Here is a 13,869-nt window from a genome sequence, read left to right as displayed (position 1 = left end):
GTATAGTAACCCGTTCACGCCAAGGAGCCGCCCCATGCGCCAGAAACCCACCGTCCTCTCTCGCGAGATTGTCGCCAGCAGTCGCCTGTTTCGCGTCGAAGCCGTGCAATTGCGCTTTGCCAACGGCGCCGAGCGCACCTACGAGCGCCTGGTCGGGCGCGGCAACGGCTATGGCGCGGTGATGATCGTGGCGATGCTCGACGCCGAGCACGCGGTGCTGGTGGAGGAGTACTGCGGCGGTACCGACGAGTACGAGCTGTCGTTGCCCAAGGGCCTGATCGAACCGGGCGAAGACGTGCTGGCGGCGGCCGACCGAGAGCTCAAGGAAGAAGCAGGTTTCGGTGCCCGGCAACTGGAGCACCTGACCGAGCTTTCGCTGTCACCGGGTTACATGAGCCAGAAGATCCAGGTGGTGCTGGCCACCGACCTCTACGAGGAACGCCTGGAAGGCGATGAGCCCGAGCCGATGCGTGTCGACAAGATCAACCTGCGCGAGCTCTCGGCCCTGGCCCAGCATCCGCAGTTTTCCGAAGGCCGGGCCCTGGCGGCGCTGTACCTGGTGCGCGACTTGCTGAGCCAGCGTGGGGTGTTCCCGCTATGAACGACATTGAACTGATGCAGCACGTGGTGGAGCTGGCTCGCCAGGCGGGCAAGGCCATTTTGCCGTTCTGGCGTGCCGATGTGGCGGTGACGGCCAAGGCCGACGAATCGCCGGTCACCGCCGCCGACCTGGCTGCCCATGACGTCATTGCCGAGGGTTTGCGCGCCCTGGCGCCGCAGATCCCGGTGTTGTCGGAAGAGGACTGCGATATTCCCCTGGGCGAACGGCAAGGCTGGCAGCGCTGGTGGCTGGTCGATCCGCTGGATGGCACCAAGGAATTCATTGCCGGCACTGAAGAATTCACCGTCAACATCGCTCTCATCGAGCAAGGCCAGGTGGTGTTTGGCGTGGTGGCGATTCCCACCAACGGGCGTTGCTATTACGGCGGCAAGGGCTTCGGGGCCTGGCTGGCGGAAGCGGGCGGCGTGCCTAAGGCCATCAGCGTGCGCAACGCGCCGACTGCGGGCGAGCGATTTACCGTGGTCGCCAGCCGTCGGCACTCCAGCCCGCAACAGGAAGCCTTGCTGGCCGGCCTGAGCCAGTCGGTAGGGGAGCTGGAGCTGGCCAATATCGGCAGTTCGCTGAAGTTCTGCTTATTAGCTGAGGGCGTTGCCGATTGCTACCCGCGCCTGGCGCCGACCTCGCAGTGGGATACCGCAGCAGCCCAGGGCGTGCTCGAAGGCGCCGGCGGCGAAGTGCTTGGCCTCGATGGCCAGGCCTTCGTCTACCCTGCGCGCGAGTCTTTGCTCAACCCGTTCTTCCTGGCCTTGCCGGCGGCCGCGCCGTGGCGCGACAAGCTGCTGCAACAAGCCCTAGCGGTGTAGCACGTACTGGCCGCTGAATAGCACGGCAGCCTCGCTGCTGCCGGCATTGCTGACCTGGGTGTGCAGGTTCAGCCGCGCCCGGCCCCGGCGCTGATAGGTGGCGATGAAACGCTCCCAGACCTTCTCCTCCGGCGCCGCGCAGGTGGCGATGGCTGTGCCGATGACCGGCAGCGGATAACTGATCTGGCCTTCCTGAATGACGATATGCCCGTCATCGACCCCCGCTTCGCGCAGCCTCAGGTGCAGCCAGCCCCAACCGACCAGCACCGCCGCGCAGTACAGGCTGCCGCCGAACATGGTGCTCTTGTGGTTGACGTTGGCCTCCAGCGGTAGCTGCAGGCGCAGGCAATGCTGCTGCCAGTCGAGCACCTGCAGGCCCATTTGCCGGGTCAGCGGGATGTCGCTGTGCAGTACCGATTCGAGGTAGTGGCTGTCCGTGCTCATGGACGGTTGTCCTCCAGGTCATCGCTGTGATGGTTGTCGCCAAAGCTCAGGCCGTGTTTACGCAGCTTGTCGTGCAGGGTCTTGCGCGGGATGCCGAGGGCCTCGGCCAGGCTGCGTAGTGAACTGTGCGAGCGCGCCAGCTCCGCGGCGATCAGCGAGCGTTCGAACTGCTCGACCTGTTCGCTGAGGTTGCCGCTGCCGATGCTGGCCACGGAGCCGTCGGCCGCAGGCGGCAGGTCACCGTCCAGGGCCAGTTCCAGGCCCAGGGCGAAGCGCTCGGCAGCGTTTTGCAGCTCACGGACGTTGCCCGGCCATTCATGGCGCAGCAGCAACGCCCGTTGCGCCGGTTGCAATGCCGGCACTGGCAGGCCGTGGCGCTCGCCGGCGGCGTGGGCAAAGTGTTGGAACAGCACCAGGATGTCTTCGCCGCGCTCGCGCAGCGGCGGAATGCGCAGTGGCGCGACGTTCAGGCGGTAATACAGGTCGGCGCGAAAGCGCCCCTGGTCAGCGGCCTGGCGCAGGTCTTCCTTGGTTGCGGCAATGATGCGGATATCCAGCGGGATCAACTGGTTGCCGCCCAGGCGCTCGACTACACGCTCCTGCAGCAGGCGCAGCAGCTTGACCTGGACATCCAGGCTCATGCTTTCGATTTCATCGAGAAACAACGTGCCGCCGTTGGCGAATTCGAATTTGCCGATGCGACGCTTCTGCGCGCCGGTGAAAGCCCCTGGCTCGTGGCCGAACAGCTCGCTCTCGACCACCGATTCGGCCAGGGCGCCGGCGTTGATGGCCACGAACGGGCCGTCGCGGCGGCTCGACAGGTCGTGCAGGGCGCGGGCTACCACCTCTTTGCCGGCGCCGGTTTCGCCAAGGATCAGCACATCGGCGCGGGTGCCGGCCAATGCGCCAATTTGCTCGCGCAGGCGCAGCATCGGCGCCGAGTGGCCGACCAGGCGCGTGCTCAACTCCTGGCGATCGCTCAGGGCCAGGCGCAGGCTGCGGTTGTCCAGCACCAGGCGGCGCAGGGCCAGGGCGCGGCGCACACTGTCGAGCAGGGCATCGCTGGCGAAGGGTTTCTCCAGAAAGTCGTAGGCGCCGGCACGCATGGCCTGCACCGCCAGCGGCACGTCGCCGTGGCCGGTGATCAGCAATACCGGCAGTTCCGGGTCCTGGGCGTGCAGTTGCTGCAGCAACTCAAGGCCGTCGATGCCAGGCATGCGGATATCGCTGACCACCACGCCCGGCCAGTCGCGCTCGATGCGCCCGGCCAGGCCCTGGGCGTCGCTCAGGGGCAGGATCTTCAGCCCGGCGAGGTCGAGGGTCTGGCTCAGCGCCTGGCGCAGGTGCGGGTCGTCGTCGACCAGGATCACCTGCGTGCGGCTGTCGATGAGCGGCTCGGTCGTCATGCCGATGGGTCCTCCGAAGTGGGTAGGGTGGCGCCGGGCTTGGCGATGCGCAGTTGCAGGGTAAGCAGGGCGCCGCCTTCCGGGTGGTTGCCGAGCAGCAGCTCGCCGCCCAGCGCCCGCATCAAGGTATCGCAGATTGCCAAGCCCAGGCCAAGGCCCTGGGTGCGCGTCTTGGTGGTGAAAAACGGCTCGCGGGCGCGGGCCAGGGCCTGGCTGCTGAAGCCCGGACCGTTGTCGCGTATGTACAGGTAGACGTTGCCATCGCGCTGTTCGGCACTGAGCCAGAGTTTGCGCGGGTTGGCTTTTTCGGTCAGCGCGTCGAGGGCGTTGGCCAGCAGGTTGCCGAGCACCTGGCGCAAGCGGGTTTCGCCGGCCTGGACCCACAGGGTTGCCTCTGGCAGGTCGCGCACCAGTTCCACGGCCATTGCCCGCCGACGCTTGGCCAGCAGCGCCAGTGCGTCGTCCAGCGCCGGTTGCAGGGCCACGCTTTCCGGGGCGTGGCGGTCGCGGCGGGCGAAGGCGCGCAGATGGGCGATGATCGAGGCCATGCGCCCGGTCAGTTCGCTGATCAGCTTAAGGTTGCTGCGGGCATCGTCGGTACGCTGGTGATCGAGGAGGATCTCGGCGTTCTCGGCATAGCTGCGGATCGCCGCCAGCGGCTGGTTGAGTTCGTGGCTGATGCTGGCCGACATGGTGCCCAGTACCGACAACTTGCCGGCCTGCACCAGCTCGTCCTGGGCGCGCACCAGTTCTTGCTGGGCCTGTTCGCGCTCCAGCACTTCTTCCTTGAGGCGGCTGTTGAGGCCTTCGAGGTCGGCAGTGCGCTCGATCACGCGCTTTTCCAGCTCCTGGCGGCCGTGGGCTTCAAAGTCGATGCGGTCCATGTAGTGGCGGCGCCTCTGCATGATCAGGCCAAGCAGCAGCATCAGCACCAGCAAGGTGGCGCCGCCGATGGCCACCACCGTGCGTACCGAGCGGTCGATCAGCGTGCGCGGGGCGAGGATGCTGACCTGCCAGCCGGTCTCGTCGATGGCCTGGGTCTGGGTCAGCCAGGCCTTGGGGTCGAGGGTCAGCGGCTTGGGTGACTGGGTCGGGTAGGGCTGGATGGCAACGATGGCTTCGCGTTCGGCGTCGCTCAATGGCCGGGTGGCACGGAAGCGCCAGTCGGGGCGCGAGGTCAGGATCACCACGCCATTGTGGTCGGTCAGCAGCAGCTGCTCCGGGGTCTTGCCCCAGAGGGTTTCGGTATGGTCCAGATCGACCTTGACCACCAGCGCGCCGATCACCTGATCGCGGTCGCGCACCGCGGCGGCGAAGAAGTAACCACGCTTGGCCGAGGTAGTGCCCTGGCCGAAGAAGCGCCCCAGGCGCCCGGCAATGGCTTCGCTGAAATAAGGGCGGAAGGCAAAGTTGCGGCCGATGAAACTGTCGTGCTTGTCCCAGTTGGAGGCCGCCAGGGTGTTGCCGTTGGCGTCCATCAGGTACATGACTTCGGCGCCGGTCTGGGTGGCGATGTCCTTGAGCAGGCGGTTGGCGTTGGTCAGGGTTTCCAGGCGCAGCGGGTCGGCCAGCACTGCGCGCAGGGCCGGCAGGTCGCCGAGGATCTGCGGCAGGGTTTCGTAACGGTGCAGGGTGCCGAGCAGGTTGGCCACGTAGAGGTCGAGGGTCTGGCGGTTCTGTCCGGCCAGTTCGTCCTGGTAGTAGCGCTCGGCGAGGTGCTGCAACGGCCACAGCAAGGGTGCCAGGCACACGGCAAGGATGGCCAGGCTGCGCCAGCGAGGGCGGCGGGGTACGGGTGGAGTTATGTTCATCGCAACTGCGCCAGAATGATCTGGCGCATTATGCGCTACTTCAGGCAGTCGATCAGCGCCTGCTGCCAGTGCGGCTGGCTGACGTGCCACTCGCGTTGTAGGCGGCTGCAATCGAGGCGCGAGTTCAGCGGGCGGCGAGCCGGGGTCGGATAATCGCTGGAGGCGATTGGCAACAGCTTGGCGCAGGACAGGCCCTGGGCCTTGAGTTGCTCGCCAATGGCCTGGGCAAAACCGAACCACGAGGTCTCCCCTTGCGCGGTCAGGTGATAGACACCCCAGGCACCGGCCTGGCCAGCCTGCCAGCGTTCGATCAGGGCACGGGTGCTGTGGGCGATGGTGCCCGCCCAGGTCGGCGCGCCGATCTGGTCGGCGACGATGCGCAGCTCGGGCTTTTCCTGCAGCAGGCGCTGCATGGTCAGCAGGAAGTTGCGTCCGTGGCGTGAGTACACCCAGCTGGTACGCAGGATCAGATGCTGGCCACCTACCGCGGTAATCGCCTGTTCGCCGGCCAGCTTGCTGCGTCCGTAGACGCCGAGCGGGTTGGGCTCGTCGTCCTCCGTGTAAGGGGTGGCCTTGCTGCCATCGAACACGTAGTCGGTGGAGTAGTGGATCAGCGGAATGCCAAGCTTCGCGGCTTCTTCGGCAAAAATGCCGGGAGCCTGGGCGTTGATCGCAAAGGCCAGCTCCGGCTCGCTTTCGGCCTGATCCACCGCAGTGTGGGCCGCGGCGTTGATGATCAGGTCGGGCTTGAGCTGCTGCACCTGGCCACGGATGGCTTCGGGGTGCGCGAGGTCGAGCTGGTCACTGCCCAGCACCTGCAACTGCGCCAGGTCGCCCAGTTGCTGTTGCAGCGCCTGGGAAACCTGGCCGTTGCGGCCGGCGATGAGGATGCGCGGTTGGCTGTGCTTCACGGGAACAGGTCTGCCTCATGCAGGAACTTGCCGACCTGGTCCTTGGCTGAAAGCACCGGTGCGCTTTCAAGTTCCCAGTCGATCGCCAGGTCCGGGTCATCCCAGCGGATGCAGCGCTCGGCAGACGGCACATAGTAGTCAGTGGTCTTGTAGAGAAACTCGGCGAAGTCGCTCAGCACCAGAAAACCATGGGCAAAGCCCTTGGGAATCCACAACTGGCGATTGTTCTGGGCCGAAAGCCTGACACTGACCCAACGGCCAAAGGTCGGTGAGTGGCGGCGGATATCGACGGCCACATCCAGCACTTCGCCTGCAGTTACCCGCACAAGCTTGTCCTGGGTATGTTCAACCTGGTAATGCAAACCGCGCAGCACATTTTTTTGTGAGCCGGAATGATTGTCCTGAACAAAGTGGGCATCGATGCCTGTTGCTTCCTGGAACGAGCGCTCATTGAAGCTCTCGAAGAAAAAGCCTCGTTCATCCCCGAAGACCTTCGGCTCGATCACAAGAACATCAGGCAGCGCGCTGGCTGTTACTTTCATTAACGTTTCCCTACGAGACCGAACAGGTACTGACCGTAGCCGGTCTTGCCGAACATCTTGCCTCGCTCCAGCAGATGCGCTTCATCGATCCAGCCCTGCTGGTACGCGATTTCTTCAAGGCAGGCGACCTTGAGGCCCTGACGGTGTTCGATGGTCTGCACGTATTGCGATGCTTCCAGGAGACTGTCGTGGGTGCCGGTGTCCAGCCAGGCGAAACCGCGCCCGAGCAACTGGACATTGAGGTCGCCGCGCTTGAGATAGGCGTTGTTGATGTCGGTGATTTCCAGCTCGCCGCGTGGCGAAGGTTTGACCGCCTTGGCGATCTCGACCACGTCGTTATCGTAGAAATATAGGCCTGTCACTGCGTAACTGGACTTGGGTTGTGCCGGTTTCTCTTCGATGGAAAGGGCGCGGCCTTCATCGTCGAATTCGACGACGCCGAAACGCTCCGGGTCCTTGACCCAGTAGCCGAACACGGTGGCACCGGCACCCTGCTGGGCTGCCTTGCGCAGCTGCGGAGTGAAGCCCTGACCGTGGAAAATGTTGTCGCCGAGGATCAGGCAGACCGAATCGTTGCCGATGAACTCTTCGCCGATCAGGAAGGCCTGCGCCAGGCCGTCCGGAGAGGGCTGCTCGGCATAGCTCATTTCGATACCGAACTGGCTGCCATCACCCAGCAGTTGCTTGTAGTGCGGAAGATCCTGCGGGGTGGAGATCAGCAGGATTTCGCGAATACCGGCCAGCATCAGTACCGAGATCGGGTAGTAGATCATCGGTTTGTCGTAGATCGGCAGCAGTTGCTTGGAAACACCCAGGGTGATGGGGTGCAGGCGGGTGCCGGAGCCGCCCGCCAGGACGATACCTTTGGTCATGCAATCAGATCCTTGAATTCGCTGGCGCCCAGGCGCTGGCCTTGATAACTGCCGTCTTGTACCCGCTGGCACCATTGCAGGTTGTCCAGGTACCACTGTACGGTCTTGCGCAGGCCGGTTTCGAAGGTTTCTTCGGGAACCCAGCCCAGTTCACGCTCGATCTTGCTGGCATCGATCGCGTAGCGCTGGTCATGGCCCGGGCGATCCTGAACGTAGGTGATCAGGTCGGCGTAGTTGGCAATGCCAGCCGGACGTTGTGGCGCCAGCTCTTCGAGCAGGGCACAGATGCCGCGTACGACGTCGATGTTCTTCTGCTCGTTGTGGCCGCCAATGTTGTAGGTCTCGCCAACTTCGCCTTCGGTTACCACCTTGAGCAGGGCGCGGGCATGGTCTTCGACGAACAGCCAGTCACGCACCTGCAGGCCGTTGCCATACACAGGCAACGGCTTGCCTGCCAGGGCATTGAGGATCACCAGCGGAATGAGTTTTTCCGGGAAGTGGAATGGGCCGTAGTTGTTCGAGCAGTTGGTGATCAGTACCGGCAGGCCATAGGTGCGCTGCCAGGCGCGGACCAGGTGGTCGGACGCAGCCTTGCTGGCGGAGTAGGGCGAGCTTGGTGCGTAAGGCGTGGTTTCGCTGAACAGGTCATCGACGCCATGCAGGTCGCCATACACTTCGTCGGTGGAAATGTGATGGAAACGGAACGCCGTGCGCTCATCGGCCGGCAGGCTCAGCCAGTAGGCGCGAGTTGCCTCGAGCAGGCTGTAGGTGCCGACGATATTGGTCTGGATGAAGTCCGAAGGGCCGTCAATCGAGCGGTCGACATGCGACTCTGCCGCCAGGTGCATGATCGCATGTGGCTTGAAGCGCTCAAGCACAGCGCTAACGGTGGCCTGATCGACGATATCCGCCTGGACGAACTCATAGCGGGTGTCGGTCGCGATACTGGTCAGCGATTCCAGATTGCCTGCATAGGTCAGTTTGTCGAGGTTGAGCACTTCGTGCTCGGTATTGGTGATCAGGTGACGCACCAGCGCCGAGCCGATAAAGCCGGCCCCGCCGGTGATAAGAATTCGCATGTCGGACTGCCTTTCTTCCGTAACTGACATTGAACTTAGGGTGCACAGCTTGTGGCCGGGTGCAGGCAGGCGCAAGCAAAAAGCGCCGAACAGTCCTTCTTACCCGGGCTGCTCGATGAAACTGAGCAAATGTTGCGCAATTTTAGCCGTTATTCTTGCCAACCGGCACAAGCAGTGGCGATATAGGCAACAAAAAAAATGAGGTCCCCTGCCCATGTCGCTCAGTACCCTGATCCATCGCTCCAGCCAGCCATGCCCTGAAGTCAGTGAACAGCAGGCCGCAACCCTGTTGCAGGAACACTTTGGCCTGAGCGGCTCATTGCAGGCATTGGGCAGCCAGCAAGACCTGAATTTTCTTATCGATTCGGACCATGGGCGCTACGTGCTGAAGGTTTGCCATGGCGCCTATGCCGAGCAGGAACTGCAAGCCCAGCATGCCGCCCTCGGCTTCCTGCGCGATCAGCGGCTGCCAGTGCCTGCGGTGCAGGCTGCTCGATCCGGTGAGCAACTGTTGACGGTGACTGTCGACGGCCAACCGCTACGCGTGCGCCTGCTCGACTATATAGAAGGCCAGTCACTGACCCGCATCAAGCACATGGAGCCGCGCCTGGTAGCTGAGCTCGGCCGCCTGTGCGCGCGGGTCGACCAGGCTCTGGCCAGTTTCACCCACCCGGGCCTTGAGCGCACATTGCAGTGGGATCCGCGCCATGCCCAGGCGTTGATCAATCACCTGTTGCCGATACTGGATAACAACCCGCAGCAAGCCAGGGTAAAAGCCGCCGCAGATCAGGCCCGGGAACAGCTGCAACCCTTGATAAACGATCTGCCATCGCAAGCCGTGCACCTGGACATCACCGATGACAACGCCGTGTGGGCGCGCGATGAGCAGCGCCAGTGGCAACTGCAGGGGGTCATCGATTTCGGCGACCTGATGCACACCTGGCGCATTGCCGACCTCTCGGTCACCTGCGCGGCGTTGCTGCACCACGCCGAAGGCGATCCCCTGCGCATCTTGCCGGCGATCGAGGCTTATCATGCGCTCAACCCGCTGAGCGCCGCTGAACTCAAGGCCTTGTGGCCATTGGTGGTGGCCCGCGCTGCGGTGCTGGTGCTAAGCAGCGAGCAACAACTGAGCATCGACCCCGGCAACAGCTATAGCCGGGACAATCTGGCCCATGAGTGGGAAATTTTCGACGTCGCTACCAGTGTGCCGTTCGAACTGATGCAGGCGGCGATTCTGCAGGCGAGCGGGCATGAGCTGCCTGCGCTGGCGCTGGAAGGCTCGGCGCCCCTCCTGCCGAACCCGGTGGCTGCCCAGGTGATTGGTGTGGACCTGGGCGTGCTAAGCGAGCATTACCAGGCCGGCAACTGGGAGCAAGCCGGCATTGACCAGCGCGTGCTGGCGCAGCAGGCCAGTGCTTCAGGCGCTGCCAGCAGCCTGTATGGGCAGTATCGTCTGTCGCAGACCCACATCGACAATCCCGCGGAACCTGCGACGTTCGCCCTACATGTCGAACTGCATCTGCCTTGCGCCACGGTGCTCCAGGCTCCTTGGGCCGGGACCTGGCACCAATATGGCGAAGACAGCGGCTGCCTTGAGGGCAGTGAATGCAGCCTGTGGTTGCACGGGCTGGATCAGACGCCGGCCGACGGGCAGGCATTGGCCATCGGACAGTCTCTGGGCGCCACTGGCGCAGTGTTGACGGTCCAGTTATGCCGGGTGGCCGGCTTGTATCCACCAGCTTTTGTCGTGCCTTCGCGGGCCCAGGCCTGGCAGGCATTGTGCCCCTCGCCGCAAGCCATCCTCGGCTTTGCCTGCGACGCCGAACCGCTGGTCGATGCCCAGGCTTTGCTGGCTCGGCGCGATGCCAGTTTCGCCCGCTCGCAAAAACACTATTACCAGCAGCCGCCGCATATCGAGCGCGGCTGGCGCAACTACTTGTTCGACATGCAGGGGCGGGCCTACCTGGACATGCTCAACAACGTTGCGGTGCTCGGCCACGGGCACCCGCGCATGGTCGCCGAGTCGGCGCGGCAATGGTCGTTGCTCAATACCAACTCGCGTTTTCATTATGCCGCCATCGCCGAATTCTCCGAGCGCTTGCTGGCCCTGGCACCGAGCGGCATGGACCGGGTATTTCTGGTCAACAGTGGCACCGAGGCCAATGACCTGGCGATCCGCCTGGCCTGGGCCTACAGCGGTGGGCGTGACCTGCTGAGCGTACTTGAGGCCTATCACGGCTGGTCGGTGGCCACCGATGCGATTTCCACCTCCATCGCCGACAACCCCCAGGCCTTGAGCACCCGGCCGGACTGGGTTCACCCGGTGATCGCGCCCAACACCTATCGCGGCGCCTACCGTGGCGCCGAGAGCGCCGCCGACTATCTGCGCGACGTCGATGCCAAGCTCGATGCGCTGGCTGCCGAGCAGCGGCAACTGGCCGGGTTCATCTGCGAGCCGGTGTACGGCAATGCCGGCGGCATCTCGTTGCCTGCGGGTTACCTGCAGCAAGCCTATGCCAAGGTGCGGGCGGCGGGCGGGGTATGCATCGCCGACGAAGTGCAGGTCGGCTATGGCCGGCTGGGCACCTGGTTTTGGGGTTTTGAAGAGCAGGGCGTGGTGCCGGACATCATCACCATGGCCAAGGGCATGGGCAACGGCCAGCCACTGGGCGCGGTCATCACCCGCCGCGAGATTGCCGAGGCGCTGGAAGCCGAGGGCTATTTCTTCTCCTCCGCCGGCGGCAGCCCGGTCAGTTGCCGAATCGGCATGGCCGTGCTTGATGTCATGGAAGTAGAAGGGCTATGGGACAACGCCCGGGAAGTCGGCGGCTACTTCAAGTCACGGCTGCAACAATTGGTCGATAAATATCCGCTGGCGGGTGCCGTGCACGGCTCCGGCTTCTACCTGGGGCTGGAACTGGTGCGTGACCGCCAGAGCCTGGAGCCGGCCAGTGCCGAGACTACCCTGCTGTGCAACCGCCTGCGTGACCTGGGTATCTTCATGCAGCCCACTGGCGATTACCTCAACATCCTCAAGATCAAGCCGCCGATGTGCACCACCCGCGCGAGCGTGGACTTCTTCGTCGACAGCATCGACCGGGTACTGTCGGAAGACCTGTAACCCTTGAGCTAAAGCCGGTTAATCCGATTGTTATCGAATTAACCGGCTTTTTTACGCCTGATATTTTCCATTTGCCACTTTTAAAGCCGATATTTATCGGATATAAATGCGTCCATCATCAACTTGGTGGCCTGGCCTTGTCGGTTCAACCACCTGCCGAGGAGGAATGCATGAGCCGCACTGTCACTGTTGCCGCCACCCAGATGGCCTGCTCCTGGGACCGCCAGGGCAACCTGGAAACCGCCGAACGGCTGGTCCGCGAAGCGGCTGCCAAGGGCGCGCAGATCATCCTGATCCAGGAACTGTTCGAAACCCCGTACTTCTGCCAGAAGCCCAATCCGGACTACCTGCAACTGGCCACAGCGGTTGAAACCAACGCCGCCATCGGTCATTTCCAGAAGCTCGCCAAAGAGCTGCAGGTGGTGCTGCCGATCAGCTTCTACGAGCTGGCCGGGCGTGCGCGTTTCAACAGCATCGCGATCATCGATGCCGACGGCAGCAACCTCGGTGTGTACCGCAAGACCCACATTCCGGATGGCCCCGGCTACCACGAAAAGTACTACTTCAACCCGGGCGACACCGGCTTCAAGGTCTGGCAGACCCGCTACGCGAAAATCGGCGTCGGCATCTGCTGGGACCAGTGGTTCCCCGAGTGCGCACGCAGCATGGCCCTGCTCGGCGCCGAGGTGCTGTTCTACCCGACCGCCATCGGTAGCGAGCCGCACGACCAGAGCATCTGCTCGCGCGACCACTGGCAGCGTGTGCAGCAAGGTCATGCCGGTGCCAACCTGATGCCGCTGGTGGCCAGTAACCGTATCGGCCGCGAACAACAGGACGGCTACGACATCACCTTCTACGGCTCCTCCTTCATCGCCGACCAGTACGGCGAGAAGGTCCAGGCGCTGAACGAGACCGAGGAGGGTGTGCTGGTGCATACTTTCGACCTCGATAAACTTGAGCACACCCGCAGTGCCTGGGGTACTTTCCGCGACCGTCGTCCGAATCTGTACGGCCCGCTGAAGACCCTCGACGGCGCGCTGCAATCCTGAAAGTTCAGCAAGGATCCTCTATGAAAACGCTTACCAGTACCCCGCGCGCCGACGGCTTCCACATGCCTGCCGAATGGGCGCCACAAACCCAGGTCTGGATGGTCTGGCCCGAGCGCCCGGACAACTGGCGCCTGGGTGGCAAGCCGGTACAGGCTGCCCACGTGACCCTGGCCAAGGCCATCGCCCGTTTCGAGCCGGTGACCGTTGCCGTCTCGGCCGCGCAGTACGACAACGCCCGGGCCCGCCTGGACCTGCCGAACATCCGCGTGGTGGAAATCAGCAACGACGACGCCTGGGTGCGTGATACCGGCCCGACCTTCGTCATCAACGACAGCGGTGAAGTACGCGGCGTCGACTGGGGTTTCAATGCCTGGGGCGGCTTCGAGGGTGGCCTGTACGCGCCGTGGAACCGCGACGAGCAACTGGCCAGCAAGGTGCTGGAGATGGAGCGCTGCCAGCGCTACCACACCGAAGGCTTCGTGCTCGAAGGCGGCTCGATCCATGTCGACGGTGAAGGCACCCTGATCACCACTGAAGAATGCCTGCTCAACCACAACCGCAACCCGCACCTGAACCGCGAGCAGATCGAAGCCATCCTGCGTGACCACCTGGCCGTGGACAGCATCATCTGGCTGCCCGATGGTCTGTACAACGACGAAACCGACGGCCACGTCGACAACTTCTGTTGTTACGTCCGCCCAGGAGAAGTGTTACTGGCCTGGACCGATGATCCGCAAGACCCCAACTATGCACGCTGCCATAGCGCACTTGAGGTGCTGGAAAACAGCCGTGACGCCAAAGGTCGCGCCTTCACCGTGCACAAGATGCCGATTCCGGGGCCGCTGTTCGCCACTGAAGAAGAGTGCGCCGGGGTCGATCCGGTGGCCGGCAGCCAGGAGCGCAACCCGTCGGTGCGCCTGGCTGGCTCCTACGTCAACTTCCTGATCGTCAACGGCGGCATCATCGCCCCGAGCTTCGACGACCCGGCAGATGCCGAGGCTAGAGCGATTCTGGCGCGGGTGTTCCCTGACCATGAAGTGGTCATGATCCCCGGGCGCGAGATGCTCCTGGGCGGCGGCAACATCCATTGCCTGACCCAGCAACAACCGGCGCCAGCCAAAGGCTGAAGTGCAGTAAGAAAACAGCCCGTCGATTGACGGGCTTTTTTATGCGTGGACGACGACCGGCATAGTCTTCTGGCACACC

At 63.6% G+C, this 13,869-nt stretch carries 12 protein-coding genes; 5 read left to right on the top strand and 7 right to left on the bottom strand.

The genetic code is table 11. The features are described from left to right. The first annotated feature begins 34 nt into the window (after positions 1-34). On the top strand, positions 35-601 hold the full coding sequence (gene nudE / locus LOY34_RS25820) for an ADP compounds hydrolase NudE (protein WP_038998207.1): 567 nt from the start codon (positions 35-37) through the stop codon (positions 599-601). Beyond that, positions 598-1,425 (top strand): 3'(2'),5'-bisphosphate nucleotidase CysQ, encoded by an 828-nt coding sequence (gene cysQ / locus LOY34_RS25815; protein WP_093378418.1) that lies wholly within the window; start codon positions 598-600, stop codon positions 1,423-1,425. The genes nudE and cysQ overlap by 4 nt, the downstream gene beginning before the upstream one ends. Here cysQ and LOY34_RS25810 read toward each other — a convergent pair. The 7 genes from LOY34_RS25810 to rfbB are packed head-to-tail and all read right to left on the bottom strand — an operon-like array spanning position 1,414 to position 8,490. Then, a complete protein-coding gene (locus LOY34_RS25810; protein ID WP_195885257.1) occupies positions 1,414-1,869 on the bottom strand; it encodes a YiiD C-terminal domain-containing protein in 456 nt (151 codons plus the stop codon). The genes cysQ and LOY34_RS25810 overlap by 12 nt on opposite strands. Continuing rightward, positions 1,866-3,275: a sigma-54 dependent transcriptional regulator gene (locus LOY34_RS25805; protein ID WP_195885256.1), complete on the bottom strand. Its 1,410-nt coding sequence runs from the start codon at positions 3,273-3,275 to the stop codon at positions 1,866-1,868. The genes LOY34_RS25810 and LOY34_RS25805 overlap by 4 nt, the downstream gene beginning before the upstream one ends. Beyond that, the gene (locus tag LOY34_RS25800; RefSeq protein ID WP_045201178.1) at positions 3,272-5,086 is read right to left on the bottom strand and encodes an ATP-binding protein; all 1,815 of its coding nucleotides are present in this window, start codon (positions 5,084-5,086) and stop codon (positions 3,272-3,274) included. Before LOY34_RS25800 ends, LOY34_RS25805 begins: the two co-directional genes overlap by 4 nt. A gap of 35 nt (positions 5,087-5,121) precedes the next feature. After that, entirely contained in the window at positions 5,122-5,997 is an 876-nt protein-coding gene (rfbD, locus tag LOY34_RS25795) for a dTDP-4-dehydrorhamnose reductase (protein WP_195885255.1), read from the bottom strand. Next, the gene (gene rfbC, locus LOY34_RS25790) at positions 5,994-6,539 is read right to left on the bottom strand and encodes a dTDP-4-dehydrorhamnose 3,5-epimerase (protein WP_045201180.1); all 546 of its coding nucleotides are present in this window, start codon (positions 6,537-6,539) and stop codon (positions 5,994-5,996) included. The genes rfbD and rfbC overlap by 4 nt, the downstream gene beginning before the upstream one ends. Beyond that, positions 6,539-7,411 (bottom strand): glucose-1-phosphate thymidylyltransferase RfbA, encoded by an 873-nt coding sequence (gene rfbA / locus LOY34_RS25785; protein ID WP_045201181.1) that lies wholly within the window; start codon positions 7,409-7,411, stop codon positions 6,539-6,541. Before rfbA ends, rfbC begins: the two co-directional genes overlap by 1 nt. Next, positions 7,408-8,490, bottom strand: coding sequence for a dTDP-glucose 4,6-dehydratase (gene rfbB, locus LOY34_RS25780; protein WP_195885254.1), 1,083 nt, complete (start codon positions 8,488-8,490; stop codon positions 7,408-7,410). The genes rfbA and rfbB overlap by 4 nt, the downstream gene beginning before the upstream one ends. A gap of 214 nt (positions 8,491-8,704) precedes the next feature. On the opposite strand from rfbB, the gene LOY34_RS25775 reads away from it, so the two are divergent. The 3 genes from LOY34_RS25775 to aguA all read left to right on the top strand — a co-directional run bounded on the left by LOY34_RS25775 (position 8,705) and on the right by aguA (position 13,790). Next, positions 8,705-11,614: an aminotransferase gene (locus LOY34_RS25775; protein WP_195885253.1), complete on the top strand. Its 2,910-nt coding sequence runs from the start codon at positions 8,705-8,707 to the stop codon at positions 11,612-11,614. Between the two features lie 170 nt (positions 11,615-11,784). Further along, on the top strand, positions 11,785-12,663 hold the full coding sequence (gene aguB / locus LOY34_RS25770; RefSeq protein ID WP_093378447.1) for an N-carbamoylputrescine amidase: 879 nt from the start codon (positions 11,785-11,787) through the stop codon (positions 12,661-12,663). Positions 12,664-12,683: 20 nt separating this feature from the next. Continuing rightward, positions 12,684-13,790 carry an agmatine deiminase gene (gene aguA, locus LOY34_RS25765; protein ID WP_195885252.1) on the top strand — a complete coding sequence of 369 codons (1,107 nt, stop codon included), beginning with the start codon at positions 12,684-12,686 and terminating at the stop codon, positions 13,788-13,790. Positions 13,791-13,869: the final 79 nt, after the last annotated feature.

This window comes from Pseudomonas sp. B21-009 (assembly GCF_024749345.1).
In the GTDB taxonomy this organism is placed as follows: Bacteria; Pseudomonadota; Gammaproteobacteria; order Pseudomonadales; family Pseudomonadaceae; genus Aquipseudomonas.
The sequence above is the reverse complement of the archived record's forward strand: the minus strand, read 5'-3'. Positions and strand labels throughout refer to the sequence as shown.

Excerpts from the sequence above, each read along its gene's own strand:
- nudE (WP_038998207.1), top strand. The coding sequence starts at position 35 with ATGCGCCAGAAACCCACCGTCCTCTCTCGCGAGATTGTCGCCAGCAGT.
- cysQ (WP_093378418.1), top strand. The coding sequence starts at position 598 with ATGAACGACATTGAACTGATGCAGCACGTGGTGGAGCTGGCTCGCCAG.
- LOY34_RS25810 (WP_195885257.1), bottom strand. The coding sequence starts at position 1,869 with ATGAGCACGGACAGCCACTACCTCGAATCGGTACTGCACAGCGACATC.
- LOY34_RS25805 (WP_195885256.1), bottom strand. The coding sequence starts at position 3,275 with ATGACGACCGAGCCGCTCATCGACAGCCGCACGCAGGTGATCCTGGTC.
- LOY34_RS25800 (WP_045201178.1), bottom strand. The coding sequence starts at position 5,086 with ATGAACATAACTCCACCCGTACCCCGCCGCCCTCGCTGGCGCAGCCTG.
- rfbC (WP_045201180.1), bottom strand. The coding sequence starts at position 6,539 with ATGAAAGTAACAGCCAGCGCGCTGCCTGATGTTCTTGTGATCGAGCCG.
- rfbA (WP_045201181.1), bottom strand. The coding sequence starts at position 7,411 with ATGACCAAAGGTATCGTCCTGGCGGGCGGCTCCGGCACCCGCCTGCAC.
- rfbB (WP_195885254.1), bottom strand. The coding sequence starts at position 8,490 with ATGCGAATTCTTATCACCGGCGGGGCCGGCTTTATCGGCTCGGCGCTG.
- LOY34_RS25775 (WP_195885253.1), top strand. The coding sequence starts at position 8,705 with ATGTCGCTCAGTACCCTGATCCATCGCTCCAGCCAGCCATGCCCTGAA.
- aguB (WP_093378447.1), top strand. The coding sequence starts at position 11,785 with ATGAGCCGCACTGTCACTGTTGCCGCCACCCAGATGGCCTGCTCCTGG.
- aguA (WP_195885252.1), top strand. The coding sequence starts at position 12,684 with ATGAAAACGCTTACCAGTACCCCGCGCGCCGACGGCTTCCACATGCCT.